The organism is Stenotrophomonas sp. AG209 (genome assembly GCF_003550055.1).
In the GTDB taxonomy this organism is placed as follows: Bacteria; Pseudomonadota; Gammaproteobacteria; order Xanthomonadales; family Xanthomonadaceae; genus Stenotrophomonas.
The window spans coordinates 611,241-631,224 of sequence record NZ_QXDB01000002.1 but is presented as its reverse complement, the minus strand read 5'-3'; the positions used below and the strand labels follow the sequence as shown (position 1 = coordinate 631,224).

The 19,984-nt window shown below is 66.9% G+C and carries 16 protein-coding genes; 8 read left to right on the top strand and 8 right to left on the bottom strand.

The window, feature by feature from the left end; translation table 11 throughout:
- Positions 1-91: 91 nt before the first annotated feature.
- Positions 92-1,483 carry a 3-deoxy-7-phosphoheptulonate synthase class II gene (locus DFO63_RS14580; protein WP_088024554.1) on the top strand — a complete coding sequence of 464 codons (1,392 nt, stop codon included), beginning with the start codon at positions 92-94 and terminating at the stop codon, positions 1,481-1,483.
- Positions 1,484-2,135: 652 nt separating this feature from the next.
- Positions 2,136-3,323, top strand: coding sequence for a mechanosensitive ion channel family protein (locus DFO63_RS14570; RefSeq protein ID WP_233490836.1), 1,188 nt, complete (start codon positions 2,136-2,138; stop codon positions 3,321-3,323).
- A gap of 56 nt (positions 3,324-3,379) precedes the next feature.
- Here DFO63_RS14570 and DFO63_RS14565 read toward each other — a convergent pair whose 3' ends face one another.
- The 3 genes from DFO63_RS14565 to typA are packed head-to-tail and all read right to left on the bottom strand — an operon-like array spanning position 3,380 to position 7,370.
- Positions 3,380-5,002: an amidase gene (locus DFO63_RS14565; protein ID WP_101764980.1), complete on the bottom strand. Its 1,623-nt coding sequence runs from the start codon at positions 5,000-5,002 to the stop codon at positions 3,380-3,382.
- Between the two features lie 41 nt (positions 5,003-5,043).
- Positions 5,044-5,511, bottom strand: coding sequence for a DUF2127 domain-containing protein (locus DFO63_RS14560; RefSeq protein WP_005415426.1), 468 nt, complete (start codon positions 5,509-5,511; stop codon positions 5,044-5,046).
- An 11-nt stretch (positions 5,512-5,522) separates the two neighbouring features.
- A complete protein-coding gene (gene typA / locus DFO63_RS14555) occupies positions 5,523-7,370 on the bottom strand; it encodes a translational GTPase TypA (protein WP_042358544.1) in 1,848 nt (615 codons plus the stop codon).
- 272 nt (positions 7,371-7,642) lie between these two features.
- On the opposite strand from typA, the gene DFO63_RS14550 reads away from it, so the two are divergent.
- The 6 genes from DFO63_RS14550 to DFO63_RS14525 all read left to right on the top strand — a co-directional run bounded on the left by DFO63_RS14550 (position 7,643) and on the right by DFO63_RS14525 (position 14,329).
- On the top strand, positions 7,643-8,134 hold the full coding sequence (locus DFO63_RS14550) for a peptidylprolyl isomerase (protein WP_004153629.1): 492 nt from the start codon (positions 7,643-7,645) through the stop codon (positions 8,132-8,134).
- A gap of 117 nt (positions 8,135-8,251) precedes the next feature.
- The gene (locus DFO63_RS14545; RefSeq protein ID WP_004153634.1) at positions 8,252-9,238 is read left to right on the top strand and encodes a malate dehydrogenase; all 987 of its coding nucleotides are present in this window, start codon (positions 8,252-8,254) and stop codon (positions 9,236-9,238) included.
- 123 nt (positions 9,239-9,361) lie between these two features.
- Positions 9,362-9,976: an RluA family pseudouridine synthase gene (locus DFO63_RS14540; RefSeq protein WP_049446750.1), complete on the top strand. Its 615-nt coding sequence runs from the start codon at positions 9,362-9,364 to the stop codon at positions 9,974-9,976.
- Positions 9,977-10,627: 651 nt separating this feature from the next.
- A complete protein-coding gene (gene prpE, locus DFO63_RS14535) occupies positions 10,628-12,508 on the top strand; it encodes a propionate--CoA ligase (RefSeq protein ID WP_049446747.1) in 1,881 nt (626 codons plus the stop codon).
- A 215-nt stretch (positions 12,509-12,723) separates the two neighbouring features.
- The gene (locus DFO63_RS14530; protein WP_049446744.1) at positions 12,724-13,227 is read left to right on the top strand and encodes a hypothetical protein; all 504 of its coding nucleotides are present in this window, start codon (positions 12,724-12,726) and stop codon (positions 13,225-13,227) included.
- 46 nt (positions 13,228-13,273) lie between these two features.
- Positions 13,274-14,329, top strand: a complete 1,056-nt coding sequence (locus tag DFO63_RS14525) for a suppressor of fused domain protein (RefSeq protein WP_101764982.1) — start codon at positions 13,274-13,276, stop codon at positions 14,327-14,329.
- Between the two features lie 76 nt (positions 14,330-14,405).
- Here DFO63_RS14525 and DFO63_RS14520 read toward each other — a convergent pair whose 3' ends face one another.
- The 5 genes from DFO63_RS14520 to DFO63_RS14500 all read right to left on the bottom strand — a co-directional run bounded on the left by DFO63_RS14520 (position 14,406) and on the right by DFO63_RS14500 (position 19,771).
- Complete coding sequence (locus DFO63_RS14520; protein ID WP_101764983.1) at positions 14,406-15,017, bottom strand: glutathione S-transferase N-terminal domain-containing protein; 612 nt, start codon at positions 15,015-15,017, stop codon at positions 14,406-14,408.
- Positions 15,018-15,101: 84 nt separating this feature from the next.
- Positions 15,102-15,560 (bottom strand): cell wall hydrolase, encoded by a 459-nt coding sequence (locus DFO63_RS14515; RefSeq protein WP_004154513.1) that lies wholly within the window; start codon positions 15,558-15,560, stop codon positions 15,102-15,104.
- Between the two features lie 297 nt (positions 15,561-15,857).
- Positions 15,858-17,888: an NADPH-dependent 2,4-dienoyl-CoA reductase gene (locus tag DFO63_RS14510; protein WP_101764984.1), complete on the bottom strand. Its 2,031-nt coding sequence runs from the start codon at positions 17,886-17,888 to the stop codon at positions 15,858-15,860.
- Between the two features lie 106 nt (positions 17,889-17,994).
- On the bottom strand, positions 17,995-18,624 hold the full coding sequence (locus DFO63_RS14505) for a hypothetical protein (RefSeq protein WP_101764985.1): 630 nt from the start codon (positions 18,622-18,624) through the stop codon (positions 17,995-17,997).
- Positions 18,625-18,751: 127 nt separating this feature from the next.
- A complete protein-coding gene (locus tag DFO63_RS14500) occupies positions 18,752-19,771 on the bottom strand; it encodes a zinc-binding alcohol dehydrogenase family protein (RefSeq protein WP_101764986.1) in 1,020 nt (339 codons plus the stop codon).
- Positions 19,772-19,984 lie beyond the last annotated feature (213 nt).

Below are 19,984 nucleotides of genomic sequence, written 5' to 3'. Positions count from 1 at the left end.
CGGCGTTCAGTCATGTGCAGACGGCGCCCGGCCCTTTGCGGCAGCGGTCGGCTCTGCGACCATGATCGTCCCCCACCCCCGGAAGTCTGCAATGAGCCTGTCCGCCGTTTCGCCTGTCCCCGATCCTGCCGCGACCGCCGCTGGCGCTGCCTGGTCGCCGGAGAGCTGGCGTGGCAAGACCGCGCTGCAGATGCCGACCTACCCGGACCCGGTGGCGCTGGACGCCGCCCTGCACGAGCTGAAGCGGCTGCCGCCGCTGGTCACGTCGTGGGAAATCCTGGCGCTGAAGCAGCAGCTGGCCGAGGCCCAGGAAGGCAAGCGCTTCCTGCTGCAGGGCGGCGATTGCGCCGAGAACTTCAGCGACTGCGAATCGGGCACCATTTCCAACCGGTTGAAAGTGCTGCTGCAGATGAGCCTGGTGCTGGTGCACGGCCTGCGCCAGCCAGTGATCCGCGTTGGGCGCTTTGCCGGCCAGTACGCCAAGCCGCGTTCGGCCGATACCGAGACCCGCGACGGCGTGACCCTGCCCAGCTACCGCGGCGATGTGATCAATGCGCCGGCGTTCACCGAGGCGGCGCGCCTGCCCGACCCGAAGCGGATGCTGCAGGCGCATGCACATTCGGCGATGACCATGAACTTCGTGCGTGCGCTGATCGATGGCGGCTTCGCCGACCTGCACCATCCGGAGTACTGGAACCTGGAGTGGGTGCGGCATTCGCCGCTGGCCGCCGAGTACCAGAAGATGGTGGCGTCGATCGGTGATGCGGTGCACTTCATGGAAACCCTGGCCGGGGCCCGCGTGCACAACCTCAACCGCATCGACTTCTACACCTCGCATGAAGCGCTGCTGCTGCCCTACGAGCAGGCGCTGACCCGGCAGGTGCCGCGCCAGCAGGGCTGGTTGAACCTGAGCACGCACTACCCGTGGATCGGCATGCGCACGGCTGCGCTCGATGGCGCGCACGTGGAATACCTGCGTGGCGTGCGCAACCCGATTGCGATCAAGGTGGGCCCGTCGGTGACGCCGGACCAGCTGCTGCGCCTGATCGATGTGCTCAACCCGCATGACGAGCCGGGCCGATTGAGCTTCATCCACCGCATGGGTGCAGCGCAGATTGCCGAGAAGCTGCCGCCGCTGCTGGACGCGGTCAAGCGCGATGGCCGTCGCGTGCTGTGGGTGTGCGACGCGATGCATGGCAATACCGAAAGCACCGCCAATGGCTTCAAGACGCGCCGCTTCGACAACGTGCGTGGCGAAGTGGAGATGTCGTTCGATCTGCATGCGGCCGCAGGCACGCGACTGGGCGGTGTGCACCTGGAACTTACGGGCGAGGATGTCACCGAATGCACCGGTGGTGCGCGCGAACTGACCGAGCGTGACCTGGAGCGCGCGTATCGTTCGACGGTGGACCCACGGTTGAACTACGAGCAGTCGCTGGAGATCGCGATGGCGATCGTGCGCAAGCAGGAACAAGTGCGGTAAGGGGTTTTCGGCAGGGCTTGCAGCCCTGCACCTGCTGCAATCAACGGCAACGTCAAAAGCTGCAGCGGCATTCCGTGGTTTGGTGGGGCGGTGTCGGAGTGCGGGGACGCCGTGAACCCGTCCCTGGGGGCTTGGCAGCCGCATCCATGCGGCTGACACCCCGCACTCCGACACCGCCCCACCTCTGACAGATTCCGGCGGCTGTTGGTAGGTGTCGACCTTGGTCGACACGGTAGATCCACGCCATGCGTGGATGCTTTTCGATTCCCATTCGAAATAGTCGATTCCGATGGAGATTCATCCACGCATGGCGTGGATCTACTGCAGATCGCGCAGATCTGTCAAAGGCGGGGTGGGTCCGGTTGCGGGGGCGTGAGCCGCATGGATGCGGCGACCGAGCTTACATGGGTGAGGGCGCTTTGCTTGCGAAGCACTGCTTCGCAAGCGCCCGAACGCACAGCCGCCAGCGGCTGGGCCGGGCCCCGGAGGGGGACTTGCAGCGCCCCCCGCAATCGGACCCACCCCGCCATCCCACAGGAAACCCGCTTCTGCTTCGGCTGTTGCTGTTGCTCCAGCTCGTAGCAGGTGCAGGGCTGCAAGCCCTGCCGAGCAACACCCTCCTTACGAACGACTGACGTGACGCTCATGCGCCATGCGCGAGGCTGTCCGCTTGGCTGTTCGAGTGGAGGTGGCAACGGTGCACTGGCAAAGCGCACAGGCATACGCATGGCCGTTGGGATTGGCCGTAGTGGTGGGCGGCATCGGCGCGTGGCTGATCCTGTGGATCTACCATCGATTGAAAGGGCGTGATCGCCGGCGCGCGCGCATCGGCCGTGTGCTCGGGCTGCCGATGGCGACCGCATGGCCGCTGCTGCTGTTGATCCCCGCATTGCAGGCCACGCCGCTGCAGGATCCGCTGCTGGGCAATCTGCAGCACATGCTGCACATCGCGCTGACCGCATGCTTCATCTGGTTGCTGGTGCGCGCGGTGGCGGCGGGTGAGCGCGCGATCCTGCGCAGTCATCCCATCGATGTCTCCGACAATCTGGAGGCACGCCGCATCCAGACCCAGACCCGGGTGCTCAGCCGCGTTCTGATGGGCGCCATCATCGTGCTGGGCGCGTCGCTGGTACTGCTGACGTTCCCGATGGTGCAGAAGATCGGCACCGCGCTGCTGGCCTCGGCGGGCCTGATCGGCCTGGTGGCGGGTATCGCCGCCAAGCCGGTGTTCGGCAACCTGATCGCTGGCCTGCAGATCGCGGTGACGCAGCCGATCCGGCTGGATGACGTGGTGATCGTCGAGGGCGAGTGGGGGCGCATCGAGGAGATCGGCAGCAGCTACGTGGTGGTGCGTATCTGGGATGAGCGGCGCATGGTGGTGCCGCTGACCTGGTTCATCGAAAACCCGTTCCAGAACTGGACGCGGCGCAGCGCCGATCTTCTCGGCACGGCATTTCTTTGGCTGGACTATCGTGCCCCGATCGCGGCGATCCGCGCTGAGCTGGAGCGCATCTGCCGTGGCGAAGCGCTGTGGGACGGCCGGGTCTGCGTGACCCAGGTGACCGAGACCAGCGAGCGTGCGATCCAGGTGCGCCTGCTGGTCAGTGCGCGCAGCTCTGGCGATGCCTTCGATCTGCGCTGCCTGGTGCGCGAACGCATGCTCGATTTCCTCGCGCGCGAGCATCCGCAGTCGCTGCCGCAGGTCCGTGCGCGGCTGCAGCATGCAGACGAACTGGACATGCCGCGCGGTCCACGTGCACGCACTGCAGATGTGCGTTCGCCAGGGGCGGAAGATGGTGAGGCGGCAATCCTGCCGGTGGAGCCGGAACCCGAACGGTAGCGCCGGCCGCTGGCCGGGAACCCCGGATCGGCCGGCCGGCGGCCGGCACTATCGGTTCACGGCTCGCCCGCGTCGATCAGGATGTCGGTGTCGAAGTGCGGTGGGCGCCGCGCGCGGGTGCGCTGTTCATAGGCGTAGGCCATTTCGATCAGCTTCGGTTCGCTCCACGCGGTGCCCATGAACAGCAGGCCGACCGGCAGGCCATCGATCTGGCCCATCGGCACGCTGAGGCTGGGATAGCCGGCCACGGCGGCGGCGCCGTAGCTCTCGCCGGGGAAGTCGTCGCCTTCGCTGCGGATCGGCCACGCCACACCGGTGGTCGGCGCCACCAGGGCATCGAGCTGGTGGGCGGCGAGGGCAGCATCGATGCCTTCCGGGCCGGCCAGCCGCCGTGCATCGCTGCGTGCGCGGATATAGGCGGGGTCGGCCAGGCCAGCGGTAGCGTCGGCCTCCACCAGTAGCTCCTGGCCGAACAGGCCCAGTTCCTGCTTGCTGTGCGCCTGGTTGAAGGCGATCAGCTCGGCCAGGCTGCGCAGTGGCGCGCGATGGGTGCTGAAGTAACGCTCCAGCCCGGCCTTGAATTCGTACAGCAGCACCGTGCGTTCGGCCTCGGCCCACGCGCCCTGGTTGGGCAGCTCCACTGGCACCACGATGGCACCGGCCCGACGCAGCTCAGTGGCCGCCTGTTCGATCAGCGGCGGCATGCCGCGGTACTTCAGCAGCGGTGTCTGCAGCAGGCCGATGCGCTTGCCACGCAGGCCCTGCGGGTCCAGGCGCGCGGTGTAGTCGTACACCGCGCGGCCGGGCATGGTGGCCGTGGCCGGGTCGGCATCGTCGCGGCCGGCGATCGCAGTCAGTACGGCTGCAGCATCGGCGACGCTGCGTGTCATCGGCCCCGCGGTGTCCTGGCTGAAGGAAATCGGGATGATGCCCTCGCGGCTGACCAGGCCGACGGTCGGCTTGAGACCGACGATGCCATTGATTGCTGCAGGGCAGACGATGCTGCCGTCGGTTTCGGTGCCGATCGCTACGCTGGCCAGGTTGGCGGCGACCGCCACCGCGCTGCCGCTGCTGGAGCCGCAGGGCGAGTGGCTGAGGCGATAGGGATTGCGGGTCTGGCCACCGCGCGCGCTCCAGCCGGACACCGAATCGTTGCCGCGGAAATTGGCCCACTCGCTGAGATTGGTCTTGCCCAGCACCACCGCACCGGCGTCGCGCAGCCGGCGCACCAGGTAGGCGTCGTCCGGGCGGAACCCCTGCAGGGCCAGCGAGCCGGCGCTGGTGGCCATCGGCGCGGCGTTGATGTTGTCCTTCAGCAATACCGGAATGCCGTGCAGCGGGCCGCGCAGGCGTCCATCACGGCGCTCGCGGTCGCGCGCAGCGGCTTCCTTCAGTGCATCCGGGTTGAGCTCGATCACCGCGCGCAGGCGCGGCCCGGTGCGGTCCAGGGTGGCGATGCGCTGCAGGTAGGCCTGGGTCAGGGTGGTGCTGTCCAGCTCGCCGGCGGTCATCCGCGCCTGCAGGTCGGCGACATCGGTTTCGGCGTACGGGAACGGCACGTTGCGGCTCGCGGGTTCGGCCGCATGCGCGCTGGACGTGGCCGGGCTGCAGCCAGCCGAAAGCAGCGCAGGCAGCGCGGCAAGCAGGCAGGTCAGCAGAGGCGGCAAGGACGGGCGCATGGGGCGGCTTGGTCGGCTCCAATCCCCAGTGTAGCCGGTGCTCAGCGGTGGCGCTTGCGCAGGTCGCGGGCGAGGACGTAGACCACGATCAGGTTGATCGCCAGGATCGTCCACGACGGCCAGCCGGGGTGGCGGATGATCGCGAAGATGTCGAAGGGCAGGTACAGCGAGGCAGTCAGGCAGCCCAGCCAGGAGGCCCAGGCCTTGGCCCGCCACAGGCCCCAGGCTTCGACCAGGTGCAGCAGGCCGTAGCCGATCATCCCCGCCGCGGCCAGGTGCACCGCGTCGGGGCTGATCATGTGCAGCAGCGAGGGCAGGGTGCCATGGTCCGGATCCAGGCTGAAACGCCGGATCAGGACCATGATGCCGTGCCGCAGCGGCTGCGGTCCGAGCACTTCCAGCCCGGTGGCGGCCAACAGCGCCAGCATCGCCTTGCTCGCTTCGAGCAGGGCGATGACGTGGAGACCCGGATGCCGGTGCGGATCCGGGTTGTAGCCGCTCTGGTTCACGAGGTGCTGGCTCAGCCGCCGCGCGAAGCCTTCTTGCGGTCGCTTTCGGTCAGGAACTTCTTGCGCAGACGGATCTCCTTCGGGGTGATCTCGACCAGCTCGTCGTCTTCGATGAAGTCCAGGGCCTGTTCCAGCGAGTACTTGATCGCCGGGGTCAGCTGGATCGCATCGTCCTTGCCCGAAGCGCGCATGTTGGTCAGCGGCTTGGTCTTGATCGCGTTGACGGTCAGGTCGTTGTCCTTGGAGTGGATGCCGACCAGCTGACCTTCATACACGTTGTCGCCTTCAGCAGCGAAGAGCTTGCCGCGCTCCTGCAGCGGGCCCAGCGAGTAAGCCGGGGTGGTGCCCGGGGCGTTCGCGATCATCACGCCGTTGATGCGCTTGGCGATGGCGCCCTGTTCCTTCGGGCCGTAATGGTCGAACACGTGGAACAGCAGGCCCGAACCCTGGGTCAGGGTCTTGAACTCGTTCTGGAAACCGATCAGGCCACGGGCCGGGATCTGGTACTCCAGGCGCACACGGCCCTTGCCGTCCGGTTCCATGTTCTTCAGCTGGCCCTTGCGGGTGCCCAACTTTTCCATCACGCCGCCCTGGTGGACTTCTTCGATGTCCACCACCAGCTGCTCGATCGGCTCCATCATCTGGCCGTCGATTTCCTTGATGATCACTTCCGGGCGCGACACGGCCAGCTCGTAGCCCTCGCGACGCATGTTCTCGATCAGCACCGACAGGTGCAGTTCGCCACGGCCGGAGACCAGGAACTTGTCGGCGTCTTCCAGCTGTTCGACCTTCAGGGCCACGTTGTGGACCTGTTCGCGGTCCAGGCGGTCCTTGATCTGGCGGCTGGTCAGGAACTTGCCACCGGACAGGTCCTTGTTGCCGGCGAACGGCGAGTTGTTGACCTGGAAGGTCATCGAGATGGTCGGCTCGTCGACGGTCAGTGCCGGCAGGGCTTCCGGATTTTCCGGGTGGCACAGGGTGTCGGAGATGGTCAGCTCCGGAATGCCGGAGATGGCCACGATGTCACCGGCCTCGGCCGTGTCCTGCTCGATGCGCTCCAGGCCCAGGAAGCCCAGCACCTGGGCGACCTTGCCGTTGCGCTTCTTGCCTTCACGGTCGATGACGGCGACCTGCATGTTCTTCTTCAGGGTGCCGCGCTGGATGCGGCCGATGCCGATCACGCCCACGAAGTTGTTGTAGTCCAGCTGGCTGATGCGCATCTGGAACGGGCCTTCCGGGTCCACTTCCGGACGCGGGGCGTGCTGCATGATCGCTTCGTACAGCGGGGTCATGTCGCCGTCGCGCACGGTGTCTTCCAGGCCGGCGTAGCCGTTCAGGGCCGAGGCGTAGACGATCGGGAAGTCCAGCTGCTCATTGGTGGCGCCGAGCTTGTCGAACAGGTCGAAGACCTGGTCGATCACCCACTCCGGGCGCGAACCCGGGCGGTCGACCTTGTTGACCACGACGATCGGCTTGAAGCCCATCGCGAAGGCCTTCTGGGTCACGAAGCGGGTCTGCGGCATCGGGCCGTCCATCGCATCGACCAGGATCAGCACGGTGTCGACCATCGACAGCACGCGCTCGACCTCACCGCCGAAGTCGGCGTGGCCGGGGGTGTCGACGATGTTGATCCGGTTCTTGATACCGGTCTTCTTGTCTTCCCAGGTGATGGCGGTGTTCTTGGCCAGGATGGTGATGCCGCGTTCCTTTTCCTGGTCGTTGCTGTCCATCACGCGCTCGGCGAGGACGGTGCGCTCGGACAGGGTGCCGGACTGCTTCAGCAGCTGGTCGACCAGGGTGGTCTTGCCATGGTCGACGTGGGCGACGATGGCGATGTTGCGAAGATTTTCGATGGACATACGAAAGGGGGCCAGTCGGCGCCGGATTTGGAAAAAGAAGTCCAACATTATACGTCGAACTTGACGATTCGCGAAAAGGTCGATTTCACGCCGGTCACGGGGCCCATTCAGCTGGCTGTCCGCCGCGCAGGCCGAGGTCGCCAGCGCCGGTCGGCGGGGCTCCCTTCCGGCGGCTGAAGCCGGGCTCTGCGCCGATGGTCGAAGCCGCCGCTGCCACGAGGCAGGTGTAAACTAGGTGGCTAGACGCATTCCCCTTTGCATCAAGGATCTTCATGTCCCTCATCGCCACTTTCGACACCACCCAGGGCCCGATCAAGGTCGAGCTGTTCGCCGACAAGGCGCCGCTGACCGTGGCCAACTTCGTGAACCTGGTCAAGCACGGCTTCTATGACGGCCTGATCTTCCACCGCGTGATCGCCGACTTCATGATCCAGGGCGGCTGCCCGCAGGGTCGTGGCACCGGCGGCCCGGGCTACAAGTTCGAAGACGAGAAGAATGGCGTGAAGCACGAGGTCGGCTCGCTGTCGATGGCCAACGCCGGCCCGAACACCAACGGCAGCCAGTTCTTCATCACCCACATCAAGACCGATTGGCTGGACGGCCGCCACACCGTCTTCGGCAAGGTCCTGGAAGGCCAGGCCATCGTCGATTCGGTCAAGCAGGGTGACGTGATCCATTCGATCACCCTGGAAGGCGACGTCGACGCCGTGCTGGCCGCCCAGGCCGAGCGCGTCGCGGAGTGGAACAAGCACCTCGCCGCCTGACCCCCTTCGAAACGGCCACCCACGGGTGGCCGTTTCCCTGTTCCCCGCCGCCCGCCCGGCCTGCGTGGCCATGCCCGCGGCGTCCCATCAAACGCTTGCAAGCAAGAGGAAACCCCCATGAAAGCACCCGTTCGTGTTGCCGTGACCGGCGCCGCCGGCCAGATCGGTTATGCCCTGCTGTTCCGCATCGCCTCCGGCGAAATGCTGGGCAAGGACCAGCCGGTCATCCTGCAGCTGCTGGAACTGCCGGTCGACAAGGCCCAGGCCGCCCTGAAGGGCGTGATGATGGAGCTGGAAGACTGCGCCTTCCCGCTGCTGGCCGGCATGGTCGGCACCGATGATGCCGAAGTCGCGTTCAAGGACGCCGACATCGCCCTGCTGGTTGGCGCACGTCCGCGTGGCCCGGGCATGGAGCGCAAGGACCTGCTGCTGGAAAACGCCAAGATCTTCACCGCCCAGGGCGCGGCGCTGAACAAGGTCGCCAGCCGTGACGTGAAGGTGCTGGTGGTCGGCAACCCCGCCAACACCAACGCCTACATCGCCATGAAGTCGGCCCCGGACCTGAAGCCGGAAAACTTCACCGCCATGTTGCGCCTGGACCACAACCGCGCGCTGAGCCAGCTGTCGACCAAGCTCGGCAAGCCGGTCGGTGGCATGGAGAAGCTGGTCGTGTGGGGCAACCACAGCCCGACCATGTACCCGGACTACCGTTTCGCCACCGCCGATGGTGCGTCGATCGCCGATGCGATCAACGACCAGGAGTGGAACGCCAACACCTTCATCCCGACCGTCGGCAAGCGCGGCGCGGCGATCATCGAAGCCCGCGGCTCGTCCTCGGCTGCTTCGGCCGCCAACGCCGCGATCGACCACGTGCGTGACTGGGTGCTGGGCAGCAACGGCAAGTGGGTCACCATGGGCGTGCCGTCCGACGGTTCCTACGGCATTCCGGAAGGCGTGATCTTCGGTTTCGCGGTGACCACCGAGAACGGCAAGTACACCCTGGTCAAGGATCTGCCGATCGACGACTTCAGCCAGAAGTACATCGACAAGACCCTGGCCGAGCTGGAAGAAGAGCGCGCTGGCGTCGCCCACCTGCTGGGCTGATGCAGGCGGTACCGGCCCTGGCCGGTACGTCTTCCATCGAGGTAGGTACCGGCCGTTAGCCGGTACGCAGAAGACGGGGAAGCTTCGGCTTCCCCGTTTCTGTTTGGACGGATACGGAGCCGCATGATCCACCTGCATTACATCGACGACGCGCTGCTGGTGGCCGAGAAGCCGGCCGGCCTGCTGTCCGTGCCTGGCCGCAGCGCCGAGAACCAGGACTGCGTGGTCGCGCGCCTGCAGGCGCTGTACCCGGATGCGCTGACCGTGCATCGCCTGGACCAGGTGACCTCCGGCCTGCTGCTGCATGCGCGCGGCAAGGACATGCAGGTGGCGCTGTCGATGCAGTTCGAGCAGCGCCAGGTTGGCAAGCGTTATGAAGCGATCGTGGAGGGGCTGCTTGAAGGCGATGCCGGCGAAGTGGACCTGCCACTGATCGTGGACTGGCCGAACCGGCCGAAGCAGATGATCGATCATGAACGCGGCAAGCCGGCACTGACGCGCTGGCGCGTAATGGCGCGTGATGTTGAAGGGCAGCGTACCCGCGTGGCGCTGGAGCCGGTCACCGGCCGCAGCCATCAGCTGCGCCTGCACATGGCCAGTCTCGGCCATCCCATCGTTGGCGATGTGCTGTATGACGCCGCGCCTGCGCCGCGCGTGCATCTGCATGCGCGCAGCCTGCGGTTCACCCATCCGGTGACAGGCGAAGCACTCGCGTTCGAGTCCGCGACGCCGTTCTAGGGATTCGGCAGGGCTTGCAGCCCTGCACCCGCAGAATCAACGTCAACGTCAAAAGCGGGCTATCCGTGGGTTGGCGGGACGGTGTCGGAGTGCGGGGACGCCGCAAGTACGTCCGTGTAGGCTTGGCAGCCGCATCCATGCGGCTGACACCCCGCACTCCGACACCGCCCCACCTTCGACAGGTTCCTGCGGCTGTTGATAACTGCGGCCGTCGTTCTGCGCCGCTGTTGGTAGGTGTCGACCTTGGTCGACACGATTTTTCTGTCAGATATCGAATGAATCATCCACGCATGGCGTGGATCTACCGTGTCGACCAAGGTCGACACCCACCAGGGCAATACGCCGTTCCGACAGATCGCGGAATCTGTCGAAGGCGGGGTGGGTCCGGTTGCGGGAGTGTCCGCGGCATGGATGCCGCGGCCAAGCCCCCAAGGACGGGTTTACGGCGTCTCCCGCAACCGGGCCCATCCCGCCCTCCCACGGATAGTCTGCTGTTGCTTTGGCTTTGGCTTTGGCTTTGGCTTCGGCCTCTGCAGGTGCAGGGCTGCAAGCCCTGCAGAACAAAACCCCACCCCCTACCAAGGTAGGACGGCCCGCGCGGCAGCGCCGGACTATCCTCGAACCCATGACTTTGTCTGGGAGGGCTGCGTCATGAACTACGAGGAAACCTACCGTCGCTCGATCGACGAGCCGGAGGCCTTCTGGGGCGAGGAAGCCAAGCGCATCCATTGGCACAAACCGCCGCAGCAGGTGCTCGACTACAGCAACCCGCCGTTCCGGCGCTGGTTCGTCGGTGGTGAAACCAATCTCTGCTACAACGCCGTCGATCGCCACCTGGCCGAGCGCGCCGACCAGCTCGCGCTGGTTGCCATTTCCACCGAGACCAACAGCACCCGCGAGATCACCTATCGCCAGCTGTATCGCGAAGTGAACGACTTCGCCGCGGTGCTCAAGCATCTCGGCGTTGGCCACGGCGACCGCGTGGTGATCTACATGCCGAACATGGCCGAAGCCGTGTTCGCGATGCTGGCCTGCGCGCGCATCGGTGCGGTGCACTCGGTGGTGTTCGGTGGCTTCGCCGCGCACAACCTGGCGCTGCGCATCGACGACGCCAAGCCCAAGCTGCTGATCGCGGCAGATGCCGGCATGCGCGGTGGCAAGTTGATTCCGTACAAGCCGATGGTCGACGCGGCCTGCGCCGAAGCGGCTTCGCCACCACCGCATGTGTTGATCGTGTCGCGCGGACTGGATGCAGCCGAGCCTCGCGTGTCGGGCCGCGATGTGGAATACGCCGAGCTGCGTGCGCAGATCGGTGAAGTCGATGTGCCGGTGCAGTGGCTGGAAGCCAGCGAGCCGAGCTACCTGTTGTATACCTCCGGCACCACCGGCAAGCCGAAGGGCGTGCAGCGCGATGTCGGTGGTTATGCCGTGGCGATGGCACAGTCGATGGAGACCGTGTTCGACTGCAGGCCGGGACAGGTGATGTTCTCCACGTCCGATGTCGGCTGGGCGGTAGGCCATTCCTACAATGTGTACGGCCCGCTGATCGGCGGCTGCACCTCGCTGCTGTACGAGGGGCTGCCGACCAACCCGGACCCGGGCATCTGGTGGGCGCTGTGCGAGCAGTACAACGTGCGCACGATGTTCTCGTCGCCCACGGCCATCCGCGTGTTGAAGAAGCACGACGCCGATTTCATCCATCGCCACGACCTGCGCGCGCTGAAATATCTGTTCCTGGCCGGCGAGCCGCTGGACGAACCCACCGCGCACTGGATCAGCGAAGCGCTCGGCAAGCCGATCATCGACAACTACTGGCAGACCGAAACCGGTTGGCCGGCACTGACCCTGCTGCCGGGCCTGGAGATGAAGCCGGTGCGCTTCGGTTCGCCGGGCTTCCCCAACCTCGGCTACCGGATGAAGGTGATCGATGAGAACACCGGCGAGGAAGTCGCCCCGGGGCAGAAGGGCGTGCTGGTGGTGTCGCCGCCGTTGCCGCCGGGCTGCATGAGCACGGTGTGGAACGACGACAGCCGTTTCCTGCAGAGTTACTTCAGCCACTTCAAGGAACTGCTGTACAGCTCGCTGGACTGGGCGATCCGCGATGATGATGGCTACACCTTCATCCTCGGCCGCACCGATGATGTGATCAACGTGGCCGGGCACCGCCTGGGCACGCGCGAGATCGAGGAGGCCATTTCCAGTCACCCGCGCGTGGCCGAGGCCGCCGTGATCGGGGTCAAGGATGAGCTGAAGGGGCAGGTGCCGCTGGTGTTCGTCACCCTCAAGCAGGGTCTGGATGGCGAGGATCCGGCGCCGGTGGTGGCCGAGATGATGGCCACGGTGACCACCTCGCTCGGCGCGGTGGCGCGCCCGGCGCACGTGCACGTGGTCAATGCACTGCCCAAGACCCGTTCGGGCAAGCTGCTGCGGCGATCGTTGCAGGCGCTGGCGGAGCAGCGCGACCCGGGTGACCTGTCGACGCTGGACGACCCCAGCGCGCTGGAGGAGATCCGCCGGGCGCTGGGCCGCTGACCCGTTAATGCCGGCCGCTGGCCGGCACCCCCATCAATCCCCAGATTGCCGGCCAGCGGCCGGCACTCCCCTGCGCACTTGCGCTAAGCTCGGCCTGTCATCGACCTGCAACACGCGGCGCGCGCCGGGGAACGCGCGTGCCGCACGGGGATGGCACCCAGGGGGGCGTGCCCGCGAGGGTGCGCCGGCATTGCGCATCAAGGGAGGGGGAGGCAATGGCATTGCTGCACGCCAAGACGGCTGCTGGCCGTCAGGAAATCGAAGACCGTAGCCGGCGCCTGCCGGCGGCACTGCGTTCAATCCTGCTGATGGTCGACGGCCATCGCGACGACGCCGAACTGCGCGGCCTGTTCGAAGGCCTGCGCGCACCACCGGACGCACTGGAGCAATTGTCAGCACAGGGCCTGATCGAAGTGATCGGCGGAAGCGCAGAGGTGGCACCGGCGCGTGGCATCAGCACCGGCCGCGAACAGGATCCGGCGCTGTACCAGCAGTTGTACGACGCGATGAGCGAGGCGGTGCGCCGTCACCTGGGCCTGAAGGGCTACTTCATGCAGTTGAAGATCGAACGCTGCACCGATGCGCTGGCGCTGGAGCGCCTGTGCCCGGAACTGCTGGCGGCGGTGGGCAAGGCGCGCAGCCCTGCATTGGCGCAGCGCTGGTGGCAGGAAACCCAGGCGGCCGTGGTGAACGCTGGCAGTGAGGTCGTGCAGGCCTGAGCCACCGCGTAAAGTGATCGGTTCACTTCCCCACAAGGAGTCCCGCGTGCAGGACCACCACGACGACACCGACACCCCAGGCTGGGACGCGATCAATGCGGCGCTGGCGCCGCTGTATGCCGGCCAGGAGCCGCGCCACTTCGGCACCGCGCTTCCCTATACGCTTGGGGGCCAGGATCCGCTGGATGGCATCAGCGTGTACTGGGCGGATACGCCGGTCCCGCACTGGCATTACATCACCTACGGCTTCTCCGAGCTGTACGCCAAGGAGAGCCGTGATGCGGATGCCAGCGGTTATGGTTTCGAGCTGACCTTCCGCCTCGCTGCCGACGCCGGTGAGAACGCCGGCAGCACGCCACCCGTGTGGCCGATGAACCTGCTGCAGAACCTGGCGCGCTATGTGTTCGGCAGCGGCAATGTGTTCGAGGATGGCCACCACCTCAACGCCAACGGCCCGATCGCGCTGGAGACCGGCACGCGGCTGTGCCATCTGGCCTTCATTGCCGACCCGCAGTTGCCGGCGCGGGACACGGCCAACGGCCATCTGCAGTTCCTGCAGCTGGTCGGCTTGACCGATGAGGAGATGGAGGCGGTCAAGCGCTGGTCGACGCGTGGTGTGCTGCAGGCGCTGCTGCCGGCGATGGCGCTGTGGATCAGCGATCTGCATCGCGGCACTCTGCTGGACGATCCGGCACTGGCCGCACAGGTGCAGGCCGGCAGCGAGCGCGAGGGCTCCAGCACCGGCATGCTGTTCATCGAGACCCTGGACTGGCGCCAGGAGGCGGGCGTCACCACGCTGGTGCTCGGCGCCGGCCAGGTCGCCAGCGTGTGCGAACTGTTGCCGCTGCGCCTGCGCCACGGCAAATCGCTGGAACTGGTCAGCCGCGAGCGGCAGTGGGAGTTCATTCCGGCCGCGCGCGGTGAAACCGGCGAGGTATCGGCCGACAGCGCGCGCTGGGCATTGGACGAGATGGGCCTGCAGGCCCTGGCAGGCGTGCGTGCCGAGCGCGGGATCTATCCGGTGGCCGGGGCGCTGCGCATCGAAGTGGTGCCGACCTACCTGCGCGATGCCAAGGGTGAAGTGATCCGCCAGATCGGTTGATCACCCCGTTGGAGCCGAGGGGGTCAGAGCCGCCTGCTGCGCAGACGGATCCGACCCCGCTTGGTAGCCGGTGGCGTCAGGCCAGGCCTTCAGCCTTCAGTGCTGCCTGCACGCCGGCATCGGCATCCATGCGCGCCTTGTACGCGGCCAGGTTGTCCAGGCCGGACAGGTCGACCTTGGTGCCGGCGGCCCAGCGCAGGGTGATGTAGAAGTACGGGTCGGCGAAGCTGCGGAAGCCGGCCAGCCAGGGCTTGTCGGCCAGCTGCTTGTCGGCGGTCTCGAACAGGCCACGCAGGCGCTTGTGTGCGGCGGCGCGGATCGCGTCGTACTGGCCTTCGTCGGCAATGAACTTGCCTGGCGAGAACAGCGGCGAGAAGGCCGGATGCACGTCCGAATTGACGAAGGCCAGCCAGCGGGTGGCTTCGGCGCGCTGGCGCGGGCTGCCGTCGCCGCCGAGGCCGGCCTGCGGGAAGCTGTCGGCGATGTAGCCCATGATCGCGGCGTTCTGCAGCAGCACGAAGTCGCCGTCGACCAGTGCGGGAACGGCGCCGGCCGGATTGATCTTGAGGAATTCCGGACCCTTCAGGGTGTCCTTGTTCAGCAGTTCAACCTCGAACGGCTGGCCGGTCCACTGCAGGGCGATGTGGTCGGCGGTGGAACAGGCACCGGGCTTGCTGTACAGCTTCATGGGAACTCCAGGTGATGCGGGCGGGAAGCCCCCACTATCCCAGAGCCTGGCGGCGGGCGGCAACGCTGCCGCCAGCACGGATCGTTACGACTGCCGCGGCTTGAGGTTCTGCACCTTATAGAAGGTGTGATCGCCGATGGTGGCCACCTGGTAGGCATTGCGCCAGTTCGGGCTGGCGATGGACAGCGCAGCAAAGTGGCTGGCACCGGGCACGATTTCGCGGCGCTCGCCGGCCGGTAGCGCCCAGTTGCGCTCGGCGTCGAAGGCGACGTTCATCGCTTCGCTCCAGGCGGCGTCGTTGCCCAGCTGGGTGCCGGGGGAGACGATGGTCGGCGCGAACTGCTTGCGTGCGGTGACCACCTGGCACATCGAGTCGCCCCACAGGCCACTGTCGAGACGGCGCAGGGCGACCTCGGCGACGGCTTGCTGGCCGCGCAGGGTCTGGTCGCGGGCTTCCAGGTAAACGGTGGTGCTCAGACACAGTGAATCAGCGGCCGGCTGCGGCAACAACTGCGACAGCCAGAGAATCCAGGCCAGTTTCATATAACTCCTTGCTCCGTATGGGCCGCACCCTCCGGTTCCGGCCGCGGGGCGACAGGAGGCGGGGGACGACTTGGCGTCATGGGGAGGCGGCCATCGGGGCCGCCCCGTGGGCAGCCCCAAAAGAAACGATCAGTACCGACCGTGGGGGCTGCGCCGGCTCACCGGAAACTGGCTGGTGAGCGGAAAGATGGCGCAAGGTAGGGGGGCATAGCCGAACGCATCGTGAACCGCTCGGCTTGACATTCAGGTTCAACGGGGGTGACGGAAATCACATTCCGTCCCCCATTCAGGCGCTCATCAGAGCGCGGCAGCGACCCGGCTGCCCTGGTCGATGGCGCGTTTTGCATCGAGTTCTGCGGCCACATCGGCACCGCCGATCAGCTGCGCGTTGATGCCGGCCGCCTGCAATTCGGCCTGCAGCAGGCGGTTCGGTTCCTGCCCGGCGCAGATCACCACATGGTCGACCGGCAGCAGCTGTTCGCTACCGTCCACGCGGATGCGCAGGCCTTCGTCATCCACGCCGAGGTACTCGACGCCGCCGAGCATGCGCACGCCCTTGGCCTTCAGCGTGGCGCGATGGATCCAGCCAGTGGTCTTGCCCAGGCGCGTGCCAGGCTTGCCCGGGCTGCGCTGCAGCAGCCACAGCCGGCGCGGCGAGGCCTCAACCTCGGGCCTGGCCAGTGAGCCGCGGGCCTCGAAGGTGCTGTCCACGCCCCATTCGGCCATCCAGCGCTGCGGGTCGAGGGAGGGTGACTCACCGGTGTGGCTGAGGAACTCGCCGACATCGAAGCCGATGCCACCGGCGCCGATGATCGCCGCATTGCTACCCACTTCGACCCGGCCCAGCAGCACGTCCAGGTAGCTGACCACCTTGGCGTGGTCGGCACCGGGGAAGTCGACCTTGCGCGGAGTGATGCCGGTGGCCAGCACCACCTCGTCGAAGCCGGCCAGGGTGGCGGCGTCGGCGCGGGTGCCGAGGCGCAGCTGCACGCCGGTTTCGGCCAGCGTGTGGCGGAAGTAGCGCAGGGTCTCGTGGAACTCTTCCTTGCCCGGGATGCGCTTGGCCACGTTGAACTGGCCGCCGATCTCCTCGTTGGCATCGAACAGGGTGACCTGGTGGCCACGCTGGGCAGCGACGGTGGCACAGGCCAGGCCGGCGGGGCCGGCACCGACCACGGCAATCTTCTTCGGCGTGGCGGTGGGGCGATAGACCAGCTCGGTCTCGTGCGCGGCGCGCGGGTTGACCAGGCAGCTGGCCAGCTTGTTCTCGAACACGTGGTCCAGGCAGGCCTGGTTGCAGGCGATGCAGGTGTTGATCGCCTCGGCGCGGCCGGCACGGGCCTTGTTCGGCCATTGCGGGTCGGCCAGCAGCGGGCGCGCCAGCGACACCATGTCGGCGCCGCCATCGGCGAGGATGCGCTCGGCGACGTCGGGCATGTTGATGCGGTTGGTCGCCACCAGCGGCACCTTCACATGCGGCTTGAGCTTGGCGGTGACCCCGGCGAATGCAGCACGCGGCACCGAGGTGGCGATGGTCGGGATGCGCGCTTCATGCCAGCCGATACCGGAATTGATGATCGTCGCACCGGCCGCCTCGATGGCCTGCGCCTGCTGCACGATCTCTTCCCAGTTGCTGCCGTCGTCGACCAGATCCACCAGCGACAGGCGATAGATGATGATGAAATCCGGGCCGCAGGCCTCGCGGATGCGGCGCACGATCTCGACCGCGAAGCGCATGCGCTGGCTGGCGTCACCGCCCCAACGGTCGGTGCGCTTGTTGGTGCGCGGGGCGATGAACTCGTTGATGAGGTAGCCCTCCGAGCCCATCACTTCGACGCCGTCATAGCCGGCCTCTCGGGCCAGCTTCGCGCTGCGCGCGTAGTCGGCGATATGGCGCTCGACGCCGCTGGCCGACAACGCGCGCGGGGTGAACGGGTTGATCGGTGCCTTCAGCTTCGACGGTGCCACCGACAACGGATGGTAGGCGTAACGGCCGGCGTGCAGCAGCTGCAGGCAGATCTTCGCGCCGTGCTGGTGCGCGGCGGCGGTGAGCTGGCGGTGCGGCCGCACTTCCCAGGGCCAGGACAGCTTGCCGCCGAATGGCTTCAGCCAGCCGACCACGTTCGGCGCGAAGCCGCCGGTGACGATCAGGCCGACGCCGCCCTCGGCGCGCTCGGCGAAGTAGGCCGCCAGCCGTGGGAAATCGCGGGCGCGATCTTCCAGGCCGGTGTGCATCGAGCCCATCAATACGCGGTTGCGCAGCTGGGTGAAGCCCAGGTCCAGCGGGGCGAACAGATGGGGATAGGCGCTTTCGTTGGCTGGCGACATGGTCGATACGCTTGCGTACGGAAGCGCGAAGCGTGCCGCGAAACGGCGGCCGGGGCAAGGGCCGCCTGGTGGGCAGTGTCGGCGGCTGGCCGGTAGCCCGGTCAGCTCAGGGCGACTGCGGCTGCCGGCCAGCGGCCGGCACTACCGGGGTGCGACCGATGCCGAACCAGCCCAGCGTGATCCCGCACAGCGGACCGATCAGCAGGGCGAAGGCGAGGGTGCCGAGGCCTACATTGCCGCCCAGCCACCAGCCCAGCAGCAATACGCTGCCTTCGATCAGGCTGCGCACCTTCCAGATCGGCCAGCCGGTGCGGGCATGCAGGCCGGTCATCAGGCCATCGCGTGGTCCCGGGCCGAGGCGGGCGCCGATGTACAGGCCGGTGGCCAGCGCGACCAGCAGCATGCCGGCACAGAACATTGCCAGCTGCCAGCCCACGCCGAGGGCCGGCGGCAGCAGCCACAGCCCGAACTGTGCGGAGGGACCGATCAGCATCACGTTGAGCACGGTGCCGACGCCCGGCTTCTGGCGCAGTGGCCACCAGAGCAACAGCACCAGCGCACCGATGACATTGGTCGCCAGGCCGAAGGACAGCGGCGTCTGTGCGGCGATGCCCTGTGACAACACGTCCCAGGGCGCCACACCGATGGCGGCACGGATCATCAGCGAGGCACCGAAGCCATACAGGAACAGGCCGGTGATCAGTTGCAGCAGGCGCAGGGGCAGGGCGGTAGGCATGGCGGGCACAGGGGAGGGGATCTGTTTCCACCGTATCCCCGTTTTCGCTTCATCCATAGATACAGATGCCGGTCAATCCGTCGGTACAGGCAGCGCCGATCCTGCACGTGGGGCGCTACATGAAGCGTCAGTCGTCCCAGCCCACCAGCGCCAGCTTGCCCACCGTGCGCCCGCTGGCCAGACGTTCATGCGCGATATCCAGGTTGGCCGCATTGATCGTGCCCAGCGTTTCACTGAGCGTGCCACGCAGCTGGCCGGCATCGATCATGCTGGCGGCGCGGCTGAGGATGCGGTGCTGCTCGATGCGGTCGGCAGTGGCGAAGCGCGAGCGCGCGAACATGAATTCCCAGTGGATGCCGATGCATTTGGCCTTGTACGGATCGCCGATGCGCAGTGCGCCACGCGGCTCCACGATCAGGCCGACATGGCCCTGCGGTGCCAGCAGCTGGCCCAGTTCGTCCCAGTAGTGATCGGTGTCGGCCAGATTGAGCGCCACCTGCACCGCATCGATGCCCAGTGCCTGCAACTGGGGCTGCAGCGGCTGCCGATGGTCGATCACATGCGTGGCCCCCATCTGCCGGCACCAGTCGATCGAGGCCTCGCGCGAGGCGGTGGCGATCACCTCGAAGCCGGCATGGCGGGCCAGCTGGATCGCCATCGAGCCCACGCCGCCCGCGCCGCCGATCACCAGCAGGTGCTGGCCGCCATGGCGGCGATCATCCAGGTGCAGCGGCATGCGCTGGAACAGCAGCTCCCAGGCGGTCAGCGTGGTCAGGGGCAGCGCGGCGGCTTCCGCGAAATCGAGCGTGGTCGGCTTGCGGGCGACCAGGCGCTCGTCCACCCACTGGTACTGGGCGTTGCAGCCCGGGCGGGTAACGTCGCCGGCGAAGTAGACCTCGTCACCGGAGGCGAACAGGCTGGCCTCGTCACCGATGGCTTCGACCACACCGGCGGCGTCCCAGCCCAGCACCCGGGGAACCTCGAGGGTGGCCGGATCGGTGGCGGCCCGTTGCTTGCCGTCGACGGGGTTGACCGATACCGCTTCGATCCGGACCAGCAGGTCGCGGCCGCGTGGCGGCAGCGGCGGTGGCAGCAGGACATCACGCAGGGAAGGTGCGTATTCACGACTCAGGGCGACGGCTTTCATCACGGCTCCGGCTGGGTTCGTGATCCCATCATAAGGTTCCTCACGTTTCCGCAAACCTGCTGAACCGTGTGATGCAGTGTGTTGCGCAATATGTCGTTTTTGCCGCTTAAACCCCGTCAAACCCTTGCAGCGTGGGGGTCTTGCGGATTTTCATCATCCTGTATAGGGTTTCAACGTCGGACCGGTGGACGGTCGGGCGCAACACTTCACATG

Coding starts and splice junctions, on each gene's coding strand:
- DFO63_RS14540 (WP_049446750.1), top strand. CDS start 9,362: ATGATCCACCTGCATTACATCGACGACGCGCTGCTGGTGGCCGAGAAG.
- prpE (WP_049446747.1), top strand. CDS start 10,628: ATGAACTACGAGGAAACCTACCGTCGCTCGATCGACGAGCCGGAGGCC.
- DFO63_RS14500 (WP_101764986.1), bottom strand. CDS start 19,771: ATGAAAGCCGTCGCCCTGAGTCGTGAATACGCACCTTCCCTGCGTGAT.
- DFO63_RS14580 (WP_088024554.1), top strand. CDS start 92: ATGAGCCTGTCCGCCGTTTCGCCTGTCCCCGATCCTGCCGCGACCGCC.
- DFO63_RS14570 (WP_233490836.1), top strand. CDS start 2,136: ATGCGCGAGGCTGTCCGCTTGGCTGTTCGAGTGGAGGTGGCAACGGTG.
- DFO63_RS14530 (WP_049446744.1), top strand. CDS start 12,724: ATGGCATTGCTGCACGCCAAGACGGCTGCTGGCCGTCAGGAAATCGAA.
- typA (WP_042358544.1), bottom strand. CDS start 7,370: ATGTCCATCGAAAATCTTCGCAACATCGCCATCGTCGCCCACGTCGAC.
- DFO63_RS14565 (WP_101764980.1), bottom strand. CDS start 5,002: ATGCGCCCGTCCTTGCCGCCTCTGCTGACCTGCCTGCTTGCCGCGCTG.
- DFO63_RS14520 (WP_101764983.1), bottom strand. CDS start 15,017: ATGAAGCTGTACAGCAAGCCCGGTGCCTGTTCCACCGCCGACCACATC.
- DFO63_RS14510 (WP_101764984.1), bottom strand. CDS start 17,888: ATGTCGCCAGCCAACGAAAGCGCCTATCCCCATCTGTTCGCCCCGCTG.
- DFO63_RS14550 (WP_004153629.1), top strand. CDS start 7,643: ATGTCCCTCATCGCCACTTTCGACACCACCCAGGGCCCGATCAAGGTC.
- DFO63_RS14545 (WP_004153634.1), top strand. CDS start 8,252: ATGAAAGCACCCGTTCGTGTTGCCGTGACCGGCGCCGCCGGCCAGATC.
- DFO63_RS14515 (WP_004154513.1), bottom strand. CDS start 15,560: ATGAAACTGGCCTGGATTCTCTGGCTGTCGCAGTTGTTGCCGCAGCCG.
- DFO63_RS14505 (WP_101764985.1), bottom strand. CDS start 18,624: ATGCCTACCGCCCTGCCCCTGCGCCTGCTGCAACTGATCACCGGCCTG.